The organism is Streptomyces sp. NBC_01334, from assembly GCF_035983595.1.
In the GTDB taxonomy this organism is placed as follows: Bacteria; Actinomycetota; Actinomycetes; order Streptomycetales; family Streptomycetaceae; genus Streptomyces; species Streptomyces coriariae.
Genome location: NZ_CP130718.1, coordinates 7,470,313 through 7,485,729 on the forward strand (window position 1 = coordinate 7,470,313; position 15,417 = coordinate 7,485,729).

Below are 15,417 nucleotides of genomic sequence, written 5' to 3' on the forward strand. Positions count from 1 at the left end.
GGATGTCAAGTTTCTGCGCCGACTGTTTCCGGTCTTGCTGAAGGCCCCATCTTGCCGTCCGCAGGTGACGGAGGGGCATAGTCCGGTCACAACCACCGACAAGTTGCAACCCCCTGCAACCCTGGTGAACATCCACAGGTTGTTTGAAACTTGAGCCACGCCGTCCCGAGCGGCGATTCTGGCCTCGCAGGGCCATTGCGGCGGGGGTGGTGCCGTGTCGGCGCAGCACCACCCCCGCTTCCTGTTCGCGCAGGCCGGCGCGGTCAGCAGCGGGGTTCGGCCCGCTCGACGATCGACGCCAGGTCAAGAGTGTGGGGCAGCGTCCCGAAGGCCGCGCCCCCGTCCCCGCCCAGCCGTGAGGCGCAGAACGCGTCGGCGACCTCCGGCGGCGCGAATCGTACGAGCAGTGCCCCCTGAAGCACCAGAGCGAACCGCTCCGCCAGCCGGCGCGCCCGTCCCTCGACGCCGTCCAGATCAGCCAGCTCCGTCAGCAGACTCTTGATCGCCTTGTCCAGCCGGTGATCGGCCCCGCGCGCCTGCCCCACCTCCTGGAGATAGGCGTTCAGCGCCTGCGGCTCCCGTCGCAGTGCGCGCAGCACGTCCAGTGCCTGGATGTTGCCCGCGCCCTCCCAGACCGAGTTCAACGGCGACTCGCGCACCAGCCGGGGCATCCCCGACTCCTCGACGTAACCGTTTCCACCCAGGCATTCCGACGCCTCCACCGCCACCGGCGCACAACGCTTGGTCACCCAGTACTTGGCCGCCGGAATCGCGATCCGCAGCAAGGCACGCTCCTGCTCCCCACCGTCGTCATAGGCCGCCGCGAGCCGCAGCGCGAGCACGGTCGCCGCCTCCGACTCCAGCGCGAGGTCGGCCAGAACGTTGCGCATCAGCGGCTTGTCGACGAGCTTCCCGCCGAACACCTCACGGTGGGTGCAGTGATGGATCGCCTGCGCCACCGCCTGCCGCATCAGCCCCGCCGAGCCCAGCACACAGTCGAGCCGGGTCGCCGCCACCATGTCGATGATGGTGCGCACTCCGCGCCCCTCCTCACCGACCCGACGGGCCCACGTCCCGTCGAACTCGACCTCGGCGGACGCGTTGGACCTGTTTCCCAGCTTGTCCTTGAGCCGCTGGAGTCGGAAAACGTTACGGGTACCGTCTTCCAGCACGCGCGGTACGAGGAAACAGGTGAGCCCGCCTTCGCCCCGGACAGGGGCTGCCTGCGCGAGCACCAGGAAACCGTCCGACATGGGCGCCGAACAGAACCACTTGTGACCGGTCAGTTCGTACGTCCCGTCCTCGGCGAGAGGAGCGGCGACCGTCGCGTTCGCCCGTACGTCGCTGCCACCCTGCTTCTCCGTCATACCCATGCCGAACAGCGCCCCGGCCTTCAGCCGGGCCGGCCGCAGCTCACGGTCGTAGATCGTGGACGTCAGCCGGGGCTCCCACTCGGCGGCCAGCTCCGGATCGGCGCGCAGCGCGGGCACCGCCGCGTGGGTCATCGACAGCGGACAGCCGTTGCCCGCCTCCACCTGGGTCCACACCAGGAAACCCGCCGCCCGGCGCACATGCCCGCCCGGCCGCACCCAGGCGTCCGTCAGATGGGCTCCGACCCCCTTGCCGAGCAGCCGGTGCCAGGCCGGATGGAAGTCGACCTCGTCGATGCGGTGCCCGTACCGGTCGTGCGTACACAGTTTCGGTGGATACTCGTTGGCCTGCACGGCCCACTCGTGCAGCTGCTCCGATCCGGCCGCCCGGCCGAGCGCCGACAACTCACCGTGCGCCTCGTCGAGCAGTTCCGGATCAAGATGCCGTTCCACGGCCGCCACCAGCGCTTGATCGGCGCCGTACACGTCGTACCCGGTCAGGGGCGGGGGCTGGTTGGTCACGGTGTGCGTGGTGCCTGCCATAGCCCGAACCTACCCCCGGGTACGACGGTCATGGCCACCCGGGAGCGCGCGTGCCGCTCCCCGACCCGGTGAAGTGGCCTTGCCGGAGGTGAGTGCAGCCCCGAACGGCGGATACCTTTAGGGCGTGCAGCCAGGAAGTCAGTCACCCGAGCAACCCGGGAGCCCCACCGGGCGTCTCCACCGGGCGCGTGCCCTTTACCGCAACGTTTCCAAGCGACGGACAGCCTGGCTGCTGTTGAAGGACACCACCAACACCTGCATCGAGTACCGCATCCTCGGTCTCGCCGCCGAAGCCGCTTTCTTCACGTTGCTGTCCGTGCCGCCGCTGCTGCTCAGCCTCATCGGACTGCTCGGCTACGTCGACGACTGGACCGGTACCGACACCATCACCAGCCTGGAGGCCAACCTCCTCGACGCCTCGCGCACGGTCCTCTCGGACAAGGGCGTCAGGCAGATCGCCCAGCCGATCCTCGACGACGTGATGAAGGGCGGCCGCCCCGACGTCATCTCCATCGGCTTCCTGTTCGCGCTCTGGTCGGGCTCGCGCGCGGTGAACGTCTTCATCGACACCATCACCGTGATGTACGGCCTCGACGGCGTGCGCGGCATCGTCAAGACGCGGCTGGTGGCCTTCCTGCTGTTCGTCGGGGCCCTGCTGATCGGCTCGGTCGCGCTGCCGCTGATGGTCGCCGGGCCGGACGCGGTGGTACGGATCGTCCCCTGGTCGACCACGGTGGTGCAGGTCCTGTACTGGCCGGTCGTGATCGTCCTGTCCATCGCGTTTCTGACAACGCTCTACCACGTCTCCGTACCTGTGCGCTCGCCGTGGATCGAGGACGTCCCCGGCGCGCTCGTCGCCCTCGCCATGTGGGTGCTCGGCAGTTTCCTGCTGCGCATCTACCTGACGAACACGATCGAGGGCGCCACGATCTACGGTTCCCTCGCCGCCGCCGTCGCCGTACTGCTCTGGATCGGCGTGTCCGCGTTCGCCGTGCTGGTCGGCGCAGCCGTCAACGCCGCGATCGACCGGGTCTGGCCGGCCGCCGCGACGGCCGCGGCCCGCGCCGCCAACGAACGGCTTCGGGAAGAGGAGGCCGCGGAGTACGTCGCCCGCATGGCGGCGATCCGTTCCCACGAGGACGACGACCCCGACGATCCCGACATGCCGTCCGAGTTTCCCGAGCGGTGGTCCCGCTTTCTTCCCCCGGAGGACGTGACGGGACGTTTCCGGACGCATGCGAAGAGTTCTCCGAAGGGCCACGTGGGAAACGGCGGAAACGGAGAGGAACAGCCCCCGGAGAGGTGAGGTCCCCGGGGAGCGAACCGAGGAGAAGCGAGGCCGCGGAGCGCTCCCGGAAACGCGGAACCTACGCTTTCCAGACGCCCGCCGCCGCCGCCGACTCCTTCGCGAACTCCGTGAAGTCACGCGGCTCGCGGCCGAGCACCTGTCGGACGCCGTCCGAGAGGTGGGCGTTACGACCGTCGAGCAGCGATTCGAACAGCTCCACCAGGAAAGCGACTTCCTCAGCGGGCACCCCGAACCCGATCAACTGCTCACCGTACTGATGCGCAGGTACGGGCGTGTACGTCAGCTCGCGCCCGGCTGCCCGCCCGACTTCCGCAACCGCTTCCCGGAACGTCAGCAGCCGTGGCCCGGACACCTCGAGGGCCTGGCCCACGTACCGGTCGCCCTCGGTAAGCGTTTTCACCACCACGTCGGCGACATCCCGCAGGTCGACGAACGGCTCCGGTACCTCCCCACCCGCGAACACCAGCTCGCCGCTCTGCCGAAGCCCCTCCACCAGCGGCCCCTCACTGAAGTTCTGCGCGAACCACGCGGCACGTACGACCGTCCAGTCCGCGCCCGACGCCCGCAGCGCCTCCTCGGTCGGCAGCGCCCGCTCCTCACCTCGCGAAGACAGCAGCACCAGCCGCCGCACCCCGAGTTCGACCGCCTCCCGGGCCAGCCGTCCCACCGCGTCGGCCGCGTCCGGAGCCCCCACGTCCGAGGGATACACCAGGTACGCCGCGTCCGCGCCGCGCAGCACGTCCGCCCATGTCGAGCCGTCGTGCCAGTCGAACCCCTGGGCCCGCGAGGCCGCCCGCACCGTCAGCCCGGCCGTCTCGGCCGCCTGCGCCACCCGGCTGCCCGTACGACCGGACGCGCCGGTCACCACCACCGTCATCCGCTGTGCCGTGTTCTGTGTCATGCGTTCAGTCAACTGCCGTACGCCGCACGGTCCCATCGCTGAACGGCTCATTCCCATAAGCGCGCGTCTACGCTGGCCGCATGGACGCTCCGCCACGCCCGAACATGCTCACGCGGGGGGACCCCCTTGCAGGCCTGCTGGAGGGTCCACGCGCGCGTGGCGCCCTCATGATCCGCGCGTGCTTCGACCCGCCCTGGGCCGTACGGGTCGAGGACCGCGCCCCGCTGACGGTGATGCTCATGGTGCGCGGCGAGGGCTGGGTCGTGCCGGACGAGGGGGAGGACGTCCGCCTGCGGGCCGGCGACCTAGCCATCGCGCGCGGTCCTGCCCCGTACACCTGCGCCGATGCCCCCGGCACGCCCCCGCAGGCGCTGATCCTCCCCGGCGGACGGTGCGCGTACCCCGACGGGCGCCTCCTGAACGGCTCCATGGACCTGGGCGTGCGCACCTGGGGCGACCGGCTGGACGGCTCCACTGTCGTCCTGATCGGCACGTACCTGATGCAGGGCGAGATCAGCGGCCGACTGCTGGATGCGCTGCCCCCACTGCTGTCGCTGACCTCCGACGTCTGGCGGTGCCCGCTCACCCCCCTGCTCATGGAGGAGATCATCCGCGACGAACCCGGTCAGGAGGTCGTCCTGGACCGCCTGCTCGACCTCCTGGTCATCGCCGCGCTGCGGGCCTGGTTCTCCCGACCGGAAGCGGCTGCGCCGGCCTGGTACCAGGCGCTGGCCGACCCGGTCGTGGGCCGCGTTCTGCGGCTGGTCCAGGACGACCCGGCGCACCCCTGGACCGTCGCTTCCCTCGCCGCGAAGGCCGGTGTCTCCCGGGCGGCCATGGCCCGCCGCTTCAGCGAGCTCGTGGGCGAACCCCCGATGACCTACCTCACCGGTTGGCGCCTCGCTCTCGCCGCCGACCGACTGCGCGACACCGAGGACACGATCGGCGCGATCGCCCGTCAGGTCGGCTACGGAAGCGCTTTCGCCCTGTCCAGCGCCTTCAAGCGGGTGTACGGCGTCAGCCCGCAGGAACACCGGACGCGGGTGGATTAGGGAGGACCCGGGGGAGTGCGCGCCACCTGAGCGGATGGACCACCTGGGCGGATGGCCCGGATGGCCCGGATGGACCGATGGGGACGGCAGGGCGCTGGCACGGCAGGCGCGGTGCCCTGCTGGGTGGGCGCATCGCGGAGGAGAGGCCGGGGAGGGCGAGGGAAACGCGTTTCCGGTCGCATTTCGGTCGCTGGCTGTAGCAAAGCCTGACGCTGTGCCTACGACGATCTCCGGATCGGGGCCGTGAAAGCGCTTGGTAGCCGGCGGTATGCGGTTTCCTCGCGGTGGCCGCGAGGGTCACTGCGGCGGTGTGTTTGTTGCAGCCGCCGGGTGGAGCGTCGGAGCGCCGCGACATGGGGGGAATCCGGTTTCCGGCCGGGTACCGGACGCTGCTGCACTGCACGGACGGCGGCCCTATCCACCCAGGAGACGTTGGTGGAAGCGGGACAGAAAGCGCAGCGGCTCCGTACCGGCGCCCCGGATCCCGGCGGCGTAGCCTGGCGTACATGTACGAGGAGCGGCCCTCCCGGCTGGTCGGAGCGGTGGTGTGGACGAACACGCCGTCCGCGGCATCCGGGGCGCTTCCCGTGCTCCCCGACGGCTGTATGGACCTGCTGTGGCGCGAAGGCAGATTGCTGGTCGCCGGACCGGACACCCGCGCTCACGTACCCGACGGCCCGCCTGTGAGCTGGGCGGGCATCCGCCTGTTCCCCGGCACCGCGCCCGCGCTGCTCGGCGTACCGGCCCATGAACTACGCGACCGCCGTGTCGAGTTGGCCGACCTGTGGACCGTAGCGGAGGTACGTCGCCTCACCGACCGGGTCGCCGCGGCCCCGCACCCGGCGGTGGCATTGGAGGAGCTGGCCCTGGAGAGGGCGGCGCCACCGGACCGGGCGCTGCGCCGACTGGTCGCCGCCCTCGCCGCAGGTCGGGCGGTGGCCGAGACGGCCGACGAACTAGGCCTCGGAGCGCGCCAGTTGCATCGCCGTTCGCTGTCCGCCTTCGGCTACGGTCCCAAGACGCTGGCCCGGATCCTGCGCCTGCAACGGGCTCTGGCGCTGGCCCGGCAGGGTGTGCCGTACTCGGACACGGCGAACCGGGCCGGTTACGCCGACCAGGCCCATCTCTCCCGGGAGGTGCGGGAGTTCACGGGCCTCACGCTGGGCGCCCTCCTGCGCTGAGCGGGCTGCGCTACTGAGGGAGCGGTGCGAACAGGTCGACGCCGTTGCCGTCGGGGTCGAGCACGACGGCGTAGCGCTGGCCCCAGAAGGCGTCCCACGGCTTCAGGTCGCCTCGGTGGCCGGCGCCCAGCAACTCCTCGTACACCGTGTCGACCTCGCCCGGTGTGTCACAGCGCAGCGCGAGCGAGGTCCGACCACCCCCGGACGGCCGCTGCCATCCCGGGTTGAACGAGCGGACGGTGTCCTCGGCGTCCAGCAACAGTCGCAGTCCACCGGGGAGTTCGGCCTCGGTGTGCGGCTCATGCTCGGCCCCCTCGGGAAACGCGAAACCGAGCCGACGGTAGAAGGAGACGGACGCGGCCATGTCGGATACGACCAGGCCGATGGCATCGAATCGTGGACTCATGGGGCAACGGTAGGCAGCACTGCCGCGGCTGGTCTTGAAAGAAACGGACACGCCCCCGGAAAACCGTTCCGTACACCCGGACGGCGCCGGTGGGCGGATGCCCGACGGGCGGACACGGAACCCCGCCGTCCCGATGGCCGGCTGAGCGTCGTTACCGATCACCTTCTCGGCCGCTGGCCACGAGGTCCGCACGAGGAGAGGCCGGTCGCCGTCGCGAGATGCACCGATGCCGACCTCGACCGTGCCGCTCTGCGTCCCTTGAGCGGCCGGGCGCGGACGGCTGCGCTTTCTGAGGGCGGGGGCTACCGGGTCAGCGGAAGGTCACCGGCCCGTTGGGTGTGTCCACCGTGAACGAGAATCCCGCCGGGCCCTCGGTGAGGGCGAGGTCGGTGCCGAGGGTGGTCAGCACGGGGCGGACCTCCTCGGGGTCGGGAGCGGTGGCGGTCAGCTCCAGCAGGGGGCTGACGGGCAGGCCTGAGGCGGAGGGATGGGTGGTGCTGCCCCAGTCGATGAGGAAGGGCACCAGGCCGGACGGATGTGGGGAGCCGCCGTCGGTCAGCCGCCATCGCAGCAGGGTGCCGTCGGGTCGACGCCGGCTCATCTCCCGTACGTCACCGGTGTCGTAGCCCCTCGAGCGGGCGGCCTCGACCGTCGCGTCCAGATCGGGCGGGCTGATGGCCCAGGTGATCGTCCGCGCGGAGGCGAGCGCGTCCACGCCGAAGGGACGCGGGTAGGAGGGCGTCGGCTGATCCGGATCCGGGCCGATGATCTCCAGATATGCGCGATGCCCCAGGTCGACCAGGTAGTTGCGGGTACCGAGCCCGACATGCACCCCGCCCGGCGCAGGGGCCATTCCCGTGCGCCGGGTGAACTCGGCGACCGTCGCCGCCAGATCGGGCGTTGCGAGGACGATGTGGTCGAGGCGTGCGGGAATGGTGTTCATCCTGCCCGAGCCTACGCGCCCGGTCTCCTGAACGGCCGCGCCGATGGAACGCCTGTGCGGCAGGCTGGGGTGCGGATTCCATGCGCTGCTCGGTACCCACGCCTCACCCGCGCGGCCGGCGCGGCTGCTGATCCGCGCTCGTCGTCGGTGACGGCCGGGGGCGAGCGGCGGCGGTCGGCGTCGGAAACCAGATGAAAGCGGTGGACTCGCTTGCACCGGTGCCTCCCGCGGAAGTATCGGGCCCCTCAGGGGAACCTGCGCGAACACGAGCAACCGGATACCACCCCTGCTCAGCAGCCGATCTGAGGTTCAGGTCTTCCGCGGCCTGGCGCGCCGACCGGACGATTGACGACGCATGCGCGCGGGTCTCACCCGGCCTGAGCGCCGACGTCCGGCTCAGGGCCGAGCCCGTCCCACCGATGCCGAGAACAACGCCCACCCTCGAAATTTTCGTCCTGATCATCTCCCTGGGACCCGAACTTCCTTCCGCCTAGGCTCGTCCCCATGACCGCCCGCCTGCTCGTGTACACCCGCACAACCGATTACCGCCACGACTCCATCCCGGACGCCATTGCCGCCGTACGCGGGTTGGGCGAGTTCGCCGTCGACCACACCGAGGACCCGGCGGCCCTGGAGGGCTCGCTGGACGGGTACGCGGCCGTGGTCTTCCTCTCCACCAGCGGCGAGGTGCTGACCACGGCAGGGCAGGAACGTCTCGCCGGTTACGTCGAGGCGGGCGGCGGGTTCGTCGGGGTGCACGCGGCGGCCTGCACCGAGTACGACTGGCCGTACTACGGCGAACTCCTCGGCGCCCGCTTCGCCCGCCACCCCGAGTACCAGTCGGGCAAGGTCGTGATCGAGGACCACGACCACCCCGCCACCCGCTCGCTGCCGGCCGTCTGGGACTTCACCGACGAGTGGTACGACTTCCGCGCCAACCCGCGCGGGCGAGTGCGAGTTCTCGCCGTCGCCGACGAGTCGTCCTACACGGGGGCCGGAATGGGAGCCGACCACCCGCTGGTCTGGTGCCGTGAGCAAGGCCGGGGACGCGTTTTCTACACGGCCCTCGGGCACGCCTCCCAGGCCTACGCCGACCCTCACTTCCGTGCCCATCTGGACGGCGGCATCGCCTGGGCGGCACGGCTTCGGGACCAGTGACGTTTCTCCGGTGAACCGGTTGCGCCATTGGGGTGAGCAAAGCCTTCACATGGAGGAAGCCGCGCGTCGACATAGAGATCCTTTTGTCTTCGTAAAGGGCTGTTGTGTCGCAACGGCTTTCTTGCACCTGGTGTGTTGACCCCTCGACTCCATTGGAGGAGCCGGACGGTGACTTACGGGAACAAGTTGCGGGAGCGGATCGCCGACCCGGGCACGACCCCGCTGATCGGCGTGTACGACATGTACTCGGCGTCGATCGCGGCGGAGCACTACGACGGGATGTTCGTCTCGGGCTTCGGCTTCGCGGCCTCGCACTACGGGCTGCCGGACATCGGTTTCATCGCGTGGCCGGACATGGTGGCGTTCGTCCAGCGGCTGCGGGGCGCGTTCCCGCAGCAGCACCTGCTGGTCGACATCGACGACGGGTACGTCGATCCGGAGGTCGCCTGTCATGTGGTGGAGGGCCTCGAGCGCATCGGGGCCTCGGGCGTGATCCTGGAGGACCAGAAGCGGCCGCGCCGGTGCGGGCACGCCGACGGCAAGCAGGTCCTGCCGCTGAACGAGTACCTGGCGAAACTGGAGATGGTGCTGGCCACCCGGCGCGACCTGGTCGTGGTGGCCCGTACGGACGCCACCGACGAGCACGACATCCTGCGGCGGGCCGCCACGCTGGCCGCCACCGACGCGGACGTGATCCTGGTCGACGGGGTCCGCACCGTGGAGTGGATCCGCCGGATCCGTGACGTGGTGGGGAACAAGCCGCTGCTGTTCAACCAGATCGCCGGCGGCAAGTCCCCCAGGCTCTCGCTGAGCGAACTGTCCGACCTGGGCGTGAACGTCGCGATCTACAGCACGCCGTGTCTCTTCGCGGCGCACGCGGCGATGGACTCCGCGCTCGCCGACCTCAAGCGCGCCGACGGCAGGCTTCCCGAGGTGGACGCGGCGAGCGGCATCGGCGTGCGGGCCTCGACCGAGCTGTTGGAGCGGAACATCGCGCGCCTGCGCACCGCGCCCGAGAGCTTGCACGCGTGAGCCCGGTCGCGCACCGGCTCGGGAAGGCGACGGTCCTGGTGGCCGCCCTGCTGGGCGCCGCCGCGGCGCCGGCGGTCGCCGAAGGCAGCCTGATCACCGTGATCGACAATTCGCACGCCGACTCGATCCTCGAGGTCGACCGGGCGGCCAACGTGCAGCAGGGCAGCAGCGGCACCGCGGGCAGCGACCACGACGGAAGCGCTGTCGACATGATGGAGGCGCTGGTCGGCGCGCCGGACCGGGGTGAGGACTGAGGCGAGGAGATCACCGGCCGGGAGTCACCGTGATGGTGGCGCCCGGCCTTCCGCAGTCTGTTACGACGATTTTCTCGGCAATCCGAGCGAGCGCTCCGCTGCCGGACGGGGCCCCCACGGTGAAGAAACGCATCGCAGCGGTGGCCACGGTGACGGCCGGGCGCACCGGCCGCGGCCGAGACGCTCGTGACGTGCCGACGCACGCGAGCGGCCCGGCCCGGGCGACCAGGTTGCCGAACGGGGTGTCAGTCCTCTTCGACGTCAGGGCGTCCGGCCTCGTCCAGCTCGACGTCTTCGGGCTCGTCGCCGGTCTCGTCACCGGGATCACTGACGGTGGCGTGAGCGGTGGCGTCCCGAGGGACGGCACCGAGAGTCGCGGCCTGGGCCGTCCCCATGACGGTGATGAGGACGGCGGACACAACGACGAACAGGACTGTGGCGCGCGTGCTGAGGTTCATGCCCGGAAAACGATCAGTAACGCCGAGAGGTCACCGTTTCACGTCTTTGCCCGTCGGCGGTGGAGCCGTGCTCGCCCGCTCCACGAGCCGCGTCGACAACTCCGTCCGCGTCCCCTCCGGGTGCTCGCCGTCCATCATCCGCAGCAACAACCGCAACCCCGTTGCTGCCATCTCCGCCAGCGGCTGGCGCACGGTGGTGAGAGCCGGGGTGGCCCATCGGGACTCCGGCAAGTCGTCGAAACCGACCACACTGACGTCGTACGGCACCCTCAACCCCCTTTCCGTCAGAGCCAGATAGGCACCGAGGGCCATGTGGTCGGAACAGACGAAGACCGCTGTCGGAGGTTCGGGCAGATCCAGCAGCTCATGCATACGCCGGTGCGCGACGGACTCGTCGAACCCGCCGTTGCGAAGGTACTCGGGGCGGTAACTGATTCCCGCCGACACCAGGGCCGAGCGGTAACCGGCCACCCGTGCGCTGCTGCACATCTTGCGGCGCGGGCCGGAGATCACGGCGATGCGTTCGTGGCCGAGCGCCAGCAGATGCTCGGTCGCCGTCACCCCGCCCTGCCAGTTCGCCGCGCCCACCGACACCACCCCGGGCGGCGGCTCGACCACCGGGTCGATCAGCACGAACGGGGTGCGGTGCTGCTCCAGCCAGGCGTACTGAGAGACCGTCAACTCCGTCAGGTTGAACAGCACTCCGGCCGACCCGCGCACGGTCAGCTTGTCCAACCAGCCGCGCTGCGGGCGGCCGACACGGGTGCGGGACAGGGCGGCGGAGACGACCACGTCCAGACCCGCGTCATGCGCCGCCTCCTCCACGCCGTGCAGCACCGCGCCCGACCAGGAGCTGTCCAGCGAGTGCACCACGAGGTCGATCAGCCTGGGCGGCTTGGTCGCGTCGAAGCGTGGTCTGCGTACATAGCCCAGCCGGTCCAGCGCTTCCGTCACCCGGCGTCTGGTCTCGGGAGCGACATCCTCCCTGCCGTTGACCACCTTGGAGGCGGTCGGTACCGACACCCCCGCCTCGCGGGCCACGACCGCCAGGGTCGGCCCAGCCGTCACGCTCGCACTCGCACTTGCCGTGCGCACCATCGGGAACCACCTCTCCGGCCCGCCCGAAGGCCAGCGAAAGTTCGACCAGCGCCCTTTCGGAGCCGATTCGGAAACAGACAGCTCACAGAAAGCGCTTGCTATCCTAGGTGTGCCTCGGCTTGACGTGAAGACTCCGGAAAACGCGGGATCTTGAGCGCAGGAACTTCCGAAACACCCGACGCTCGGCGCTGCTCGAGGGGACAGACGCCCGGGAACGAGGGCGGTCTGCAGCGGAGACGGTCGTCTGACGGGGCCGGGTGAGCCGAGTCGGCACATGCCGGCAGGGCCGCTGCCGTGGCTCCCGGACGGCACGGTGTCTTCATGCCGGGGTGCAGGCCAGCCGGAAGTCCCGGAAGTCGGCGGTGAAGGACGCATCGACCAGGTCCCGGACGTGGATCCCGGCCAGGGTGCCGGTGAAGCGCAGCCGGTCGCCGTGATCGTCCGACAGTCGGCCGGCGTCCAGTGGCGGACCGACCGGAGTGCGTACCCCGCCGCGCAGGTACCAGAACTGCGCCTCCGCCCCCGAAACCGTCACACCCAGAGTGACCGGCGCATTCGCGTCGACATCCACGACTGCCGCCTGTCGCGCACCCTTCTCGTCGCGCTCCACCAGACTGAGCACCGTCCGTCCCGCACCGCGCCACTGTTGACCGCGCTGCGGCTCGGCCGCAGGCTCCGCCCATGTCAGATCGAGGGAGAGGTACGCCTCCGCGTCATAGCGAAGGATGAGTCCCGCGGCCTGAGTGAAGGTCGACGGCACTGCCTGCAAGGTGACTTGGGCGGTGCAGCGGTGCTCGGTGAGACGCTGCGCGAGCAGGCTCTGCGTCCATCGCGACTCCGGACCGTGCCGCCCGCGCAGCCGGATCCAGCCGGGACGGGAGACGAGATCCGTCCAGGAGGGGTCCGGCGCTTCGCGCAGCGTGCTCCACGGCCAGCCCAACACAACCCGGCTATATGTCTGTTGGGCAACCTCGTACGTACTCGCTGGGCCCTCCACTTCGACCTCTGGATGCCAACAACCCTGCCGCAAACGGGGTTTGCCCTCCGTGTCCCAGGTCACCGCCTGGATCGCGGTCTCCCTGCCGAGGGTGCAGCGGAGGCCGCTTCCCGTGTGGAGGGGGCGGGCCGCGAGGTGGCTCAGGAACCACTCGCCGTCCGGCGTTTCCACCAGTTCGGCGTGCCCCGCCTTCTGCAGCGGCAGCTGCAGGTCGTCGCGTGACGTGAGCAACGGGCGGTCGTCGAGTGCGTAGGGCCCGGTGAGAGTACGGCTGCGGGCTGTACGGACACCGTGCTCGAAACCGGTTCCACCCTCGGCGACCACCAGGTGGTACCACCCGCCGTGGGCGAGCAACTTCGGCCCCTCGATGAGCTGTTCGTGCTGAAGGAGGAGATGGGTGACACCGAGCGGGGTGAGCGTTCCGCGGTCCAGTTCCGTCAGGACGATACCCGCGAAGCGCGCTCCGCCGGGGCGGTGGTCGTTCTGGAGGTTGAGCAGCCACAGACGGCCCCCCTCGTGGAAGAGGGCGGGGTCGAAGCCGTGACTCGCGACGCGGCGTGGCGGCGCCCAGGGGCCGGTCACGTCAGTGGCCGTGGTGACGTAGGTGTCCTGGTCGAAGTACGGCGTGCCGACGGACCGTACGACTGTGTAGACCACCCAGAAACGCTTGCCGTCCCAGCTCAGCGACGGCGCCCAGATGCCGCCCGAGTCGGGGACACCGGCCAACGTCCCGCCCGGAGCGGCACCTCGGACGTGGCCCGCGTACTCCCAGTGCGCCAAGTCACGTGATCGGTGGATCGGGATCGTCGGGAACCATTCGAAGGAACTGGTCGCCACGTAGTACCAGTCCCCGACCCGGATCAGGGAAGGATCGGGCGCGAAACCACGTATCACAGGGTTGTGCAGGACGGTCACTTCAGCGCCCCCAGCGTGACCCCGGTCCGCCAGTAGCGACGCATCGCGACCATCATGATCGCCATAGGCACGATGGACAGCAGTGCGCCGGTCAGCACCAGGCTCGTGAGGTCGACACCGGATTCCAGCCGCTTGCCGCTCCAGTTGTAGAGACCGATGTTGAGCGTCCAGTTCTCCTCACCGCGCAGCACGGTCAGGGGCAGGAAGAAGGCGTTCCAGGTGTTGACGAAGGCCAGCAGAAACACGGTCGCGCCGCCCGTGGTCATCATGCGTAGCACGATGCTGACGAAGATGCGCAGTTCGCCCGCGCCGTCGAGGCGCGCCGCCTCGAGGAGTTCGAAGGGGATCGTCGCCTCGGTGTACACCTTGGCGAGATACACGCTGAACGGATTGATCAGGCACGGGACCAGCATCGCCCACGGAGTGTCGACCAGGCCGATCTCCGAGAACAGCAGATACAGCGGCAGCGTGAGCAGGGCGATCGGGATCAGGAACGAACCCACCACACAGGCGAAGACCACGGCGCGACCCGGAAAATCGAAGCGGGCGAGGCCGTAACCGGTTGCGAGGGCGATCAGGGTGCCGCCGAACGAGCCGACACCTGCGTACAGAAGGGAGTTGGCAGTCCAACGGAGGAAGATGCCGTCCTCGTAGGTGAACAGCTGATGCAGGTTGTTCCACAGATGCATGCCGGAGAACCACAGGCCGTTGCTCTGAGAGAGCCCGGTGCGGTCCTTGGTGGCGGCGACGATCAGCCACCACACCGGGAACAGACTGTAAGCGCTTGCCAGGACCAGTCCCAGAAGGAGGAACCGCTGGCCGCCCTGCGAACGGGTGGCGAGGTCGGGGTCCGTACGGCGGCGCACCGCCGGCGCAGGGTTCCTCCGCGCGCGGTCTTCGGTGAGCGTCATCAGTCCGCCTCCCTCGAAGTCAGCCGGTAGAAGAGGAAGGAGGCGAAGCCCAGGATCAGCGCGAGCAGAACCGACAGGGACGCCGCGTAGTGGTAGTTGCCCGCGTTGAACGCCTGGTTGTAGATGATCATGATCGGGGTGAAGCTGTCGTTCACGGTCTGCGGAGTGACATTTCGAAACAGCGCGGGCTCGTTGAAGATCTGCAGCATCTGGATGACGGAGAGGAGCCCGGTAAGCACCAACGCCCCTCGCACGTAAGGCACTTTGATACTGCGGGCGATGCGCACCTCCGAGGCGCCGTCCAACCGGGCGGCCTCGAACAGTTCGCGCGGCACGGCCTGAAGCGCCGAGTAGATGATCACCATGTTGTAGCCGATGCCATGCCAGGTGAGCAGGTTGCCGATGGACGGCCAGACCATGGACGGCGAGAAGAAGTTCCAGTCGGCGCCGAGCAGTTTGCCCAGCGGGGTGAGCGGACCGACGTCCGGGCTGTAGAGGTTGATCCACACAAGGGCGGCAACCACCCCGGGGATCATGTACGGGACCAGCAACAGGATCCGGAACCGGCTCGCCGCCCGCGAGCTGAGCGCGTCAAGGAACAGCGCCAGAACCAGACTGACGAAGAGCATCACCGGTATCTGCACACAGGCGAACAGCACCACACGCAGGACAGAGCTGACGAACGCCGAATCGGCGAGGCCCTGCTGGTAGTTGTCCAGGCCGGAAAACTTTTCCGACGCGCCTCCCAGACCGAGCCCGGACTGCTGGGTGCGGAACAGCGACTGGTAGACGGCGTAGCCGATCGGCACCAGATACAGGAACACGAAGCCGAGTTGGAAGGGCAGCGTGAACGCGGCGCCCTTCCAGCGCAGGGAGTGAATCACCGGCT

The 15,417-nt window shown here is 69.4% G+C and carries 15 protein-coding genes; 6 read left to right on the forward strand and 9 right to left on the reverse strand.

Annotated features, from left to right (window positions below):
- Positions 1–263: 263 nt before the first annotated feature.
- A complete protein-coding gene (locus OG736_RS33480; RefSeq protein ID WP_327185691.1) occupies positions 264–1,913 on the reverse strand; it encodes an acyl-CoA dehydrogenase family protein in 1,650 nt (549 codons plus the stop codon).
- 124 nt (positions 1,914–2,037) lie between these two features.
- Here OG736_RS33480 and OG736_RS33485 point away from each other — a divergent pair, with 124 nt between their 5' ends.
- Positions 2,038–3,219 (forward strand): YihY/virulence factor BrkB family protein, encoded by a 1,182-nt coding sequence (locus tag OG736_RS33485; RefSeq protein WP_327185692.1) that lies wholly within the window; start codon positions 2,038–2,040, stop codon positions 3,217–3,219.
- A 61-nt stretch (positions 3,220–3,280) separates the two neighbouring features.
- Here OG736_RS33485 and OG736_RS33490 read toward each other — a convergent pair whose 3' ends face one another.
- The gene (locus tag OG736_RS33490) at positions 3,281–4,123 is read right to left on the reverse strand and encodes an NmrA family NAD(P)-binding protein (protein ID WP_327185693.1); all 843 of its coding nucleotides are present in this window, start codon (positions 4,121–4,123) and stop codon (positions 3,281–3,283) included.
- Positions 4,124–4,227: 104 nt separating this feature from the next.
- Between OG736_RS33490 and OG736_RS33495 the strand changes: the two genes are divergently transcribed.
- Complete coding sequence (locus OG736_RS33495; protein ID WP_442817201.1) at positions 4,228–5,175, forward strand: AraC family transcriptional regulator; 948 nt, start codon at positions 4,228–4,230, stop codon at positions 5,173–5,175.
- A 506-nt stretch (positions 5,176–5,681) separates the two neighbouring features.
- Positions 5,682–6,356, forward strand: coding sequence for a helix-turn-helix domain-containing protein (locus OG736_RS33500; protein WP_327185695.1), 675 nt, complete (start codon positions 5,682–5,684; stop codon positions 6,354–6,356).
- Positions 6,357–6,366: 10 nt separating this feature from the next.
- Here OG736_RS33500 and OG736_RS33505 read toward each other — a convergent pair whose 3' ends face one another.
- The gene (locus tag OG736_RS33505) at positions 6,367–6,762 is read right to left on the reverse strand and encodes a VOC family protein (RefSeq protein ID WP_327185696.1); all 396 of its coding nucleotides are present in this window, start codon (positions 6,760–6,762) and stop codon (positions 6,367–6,369) included.
- A 310-nt stretch (positions 6,763–7,072) separates the two neighbouring features.
- A complete protein-coding gene (locus OG736_RS33510; protein ID WP_327185697.1) occupies positions 7,073–7,705 on the reverse strand; it encodes a VOC family protein in 633 nt (210 codons plus the stop codon).
- Between the two features lie 504 nt (positions 7,706–8,209).
- Here OG736_RS33510 and OG736_RS33515 point away from each other — a divergent pair.
- The 3 genes from OG736_RS33515 to OG736_RS33525 all read left to right on the forward strand — a co-directional run bounded on the left by OG736_RS33515 (position 8,210) and on the right by OG736_RS33525 (position 10,149).
- Entirely contained in the window at positions 8,210–8,863 is a 654-nt protein-coding gene (locus tag OG736_RS33515; RefSeq protein ID WP_327185698.1) for a ThuA domain-containing protein, read from the forward strand.
- A gap of 168 nt (positions 8,864–9,031) precedes the next feature.
- Positions 9,032–9,895 (forward strand): isocitrate lyase/PEP mutase family protein, encoded by an 864-nt coding sequence (locus OG736_RS33520; RefSeq protein ID WP_327185699.1) that lies wholly within the window; start codon positions 9,032–9,034, stop codon positions 9,893–9,895.
- The gene (locus tag OG736_RS33525; RefSeq protein ID WP_327185700.1) at positions 9,892–10,149 is read left to right on the forward strand and encodes a hypothetical protein; all 258 of its coding nucleotides are present in this window, start codon (positions 9,892–9,894) and stop codon (positions 10,147–10,149) included. Before OG736_RS33520 ends, OG736_RS33525 begins: the two co-directional genes overlap by 4 nt.
- 245 nt (positions 10,150–10,394) lie before the next feature.
- Here the strand turns inward: OG736_RS33525 and OG736_RS33530 are convergent, their stop codons facing one another.
- The 5 genes from OG736_RS33530 to OG736_RS33550 form a co-directional block, all read right to left on the reverse strand.
- Positions 10,395–10,607 (reverse strand): hypothetical protein, encoded by a 213-nt coding sequence (locus tag OG736_RS33530; protein WP_327185701.1) that lies wholly within the window; start codon positions 10,605–10,607, stop codon positions 10,395–10,397.
- 30 nt (positions 10,608–10,637) lie between these two features.
- Entirely contained in the window at positions 10,638–11,705 is a 1,068-nt protein-coding gene (locus OG736_RS33535) for a LacI family DNA-binding transcriptional regulator (RefSeq protein WP_327185702.1), read from the reverse strand.
- A 319-nt stretch (positions 11,706–12,024) separates the two neighbouring features.
- A complete protein-coding gene (locus tag OG736_RS33540) occupies positions 12,025–13,617 on the reverse strand; it encodes a glycoside hydrolase family 43 protein (RefSeq protein ID WP_327185703.1) in 1,593 nt (530 codons plus the stop codon).
- A complete protein-coding gene (locus OG736_RS33545) occupies positions 13,614–14,528 on the reverse strand; it encodes a carbohydrate ABC transporter permease (protein WP_327185704.1) in 915 nt (304 codons plus the stop codon). The genes OG736_RS33540 and OG736_RS33545 overlap by 4 nt, the downstream gene beginning before the upstream one ends.
- Entirely contained in the window at positions 14,528–15,412 is an 885-nt protein-coding gene (locus tag OG736_RS33550) for a carbohydrate ABC transporter permease (RefSeq protein WP_327185705.1), read from the reverse strand. The genes OG736_RS33545 and OG736_RS33550 overlap by 1 nt, the downstream gene beginning before the upstream one ends.
- Positions 15,413–15,417: the final 5 nt, after the last annotated feature.

Coding starts and splice junctions, on each gene's coding strand:
- OG736_RS33545 (WP_327185704.1), bottom strand. CDS start 14,528: ATGACGCTCACCGAAGACCGCGCGCGGAGGAACCCTGCGCCGGCGGTG.
- OG736_RS33490 (WP_327185693.1), bottom strand. CDS start 4,123: ATGACACAGAACACGGCACAGCGGATGACGGTGGTGGTGACCGGCGCG.
- OG736_RS33510 (WP_327185697.1), bottom strand. CDS start 7,705: ATGAACACCATTCCCGCACGCCTCGACCACATCGTCCTCGCAACGCCC.
- OG736_RS33530 (WP_327185701.1), bottom strand. CDS start 10,607: ATGAACCTCAGCACGCGCGCCACAGTCCTGTTCGTCGTTGTGTCCGCC.
- OG736_RS33535 (WP_327185702.1), bottom strand. CDS start 11,705: ATGGTGCGCACGGCAAGTGCGAGTGCGAGCGTGACGGCTGGGCCGACC.
- OG736_RS33505 (WP_327185696.1), bottom strand. CDS start 6,762: ATGAGTCCACGATTCGATGCCATCGGCCTGGTCGTATCCGACATGGCC.
- OG736_RS33515 (WP_327185698.1), top strand. CDS start 8,210: ATGACCGCCCGCCTGCTCGTGTACACCCGCACAACCGATTACCGCCAC.
- OG736_RS33480 (WP_327185691.1), bottom strand. CDS start 1,913: ATGGCAGGCACCACGCACACCGTGACCAACCAGCCCCCGCCCCTGACC.
- OG736_RS33495 (WP_442817201.1), top strand. CDS start 4,228: ATGCTCACGCGGGGGGACCCCCTTGCAGGCCTGCTGGAGGGTCCACGC.
- OG736_RS33500 (WP_327185695.1), top strand. CDS start 5,682: ATGTACGAGGAGCGGCCCTCCCGGCTGGTCGGAGCGGTGGTGTGGACG.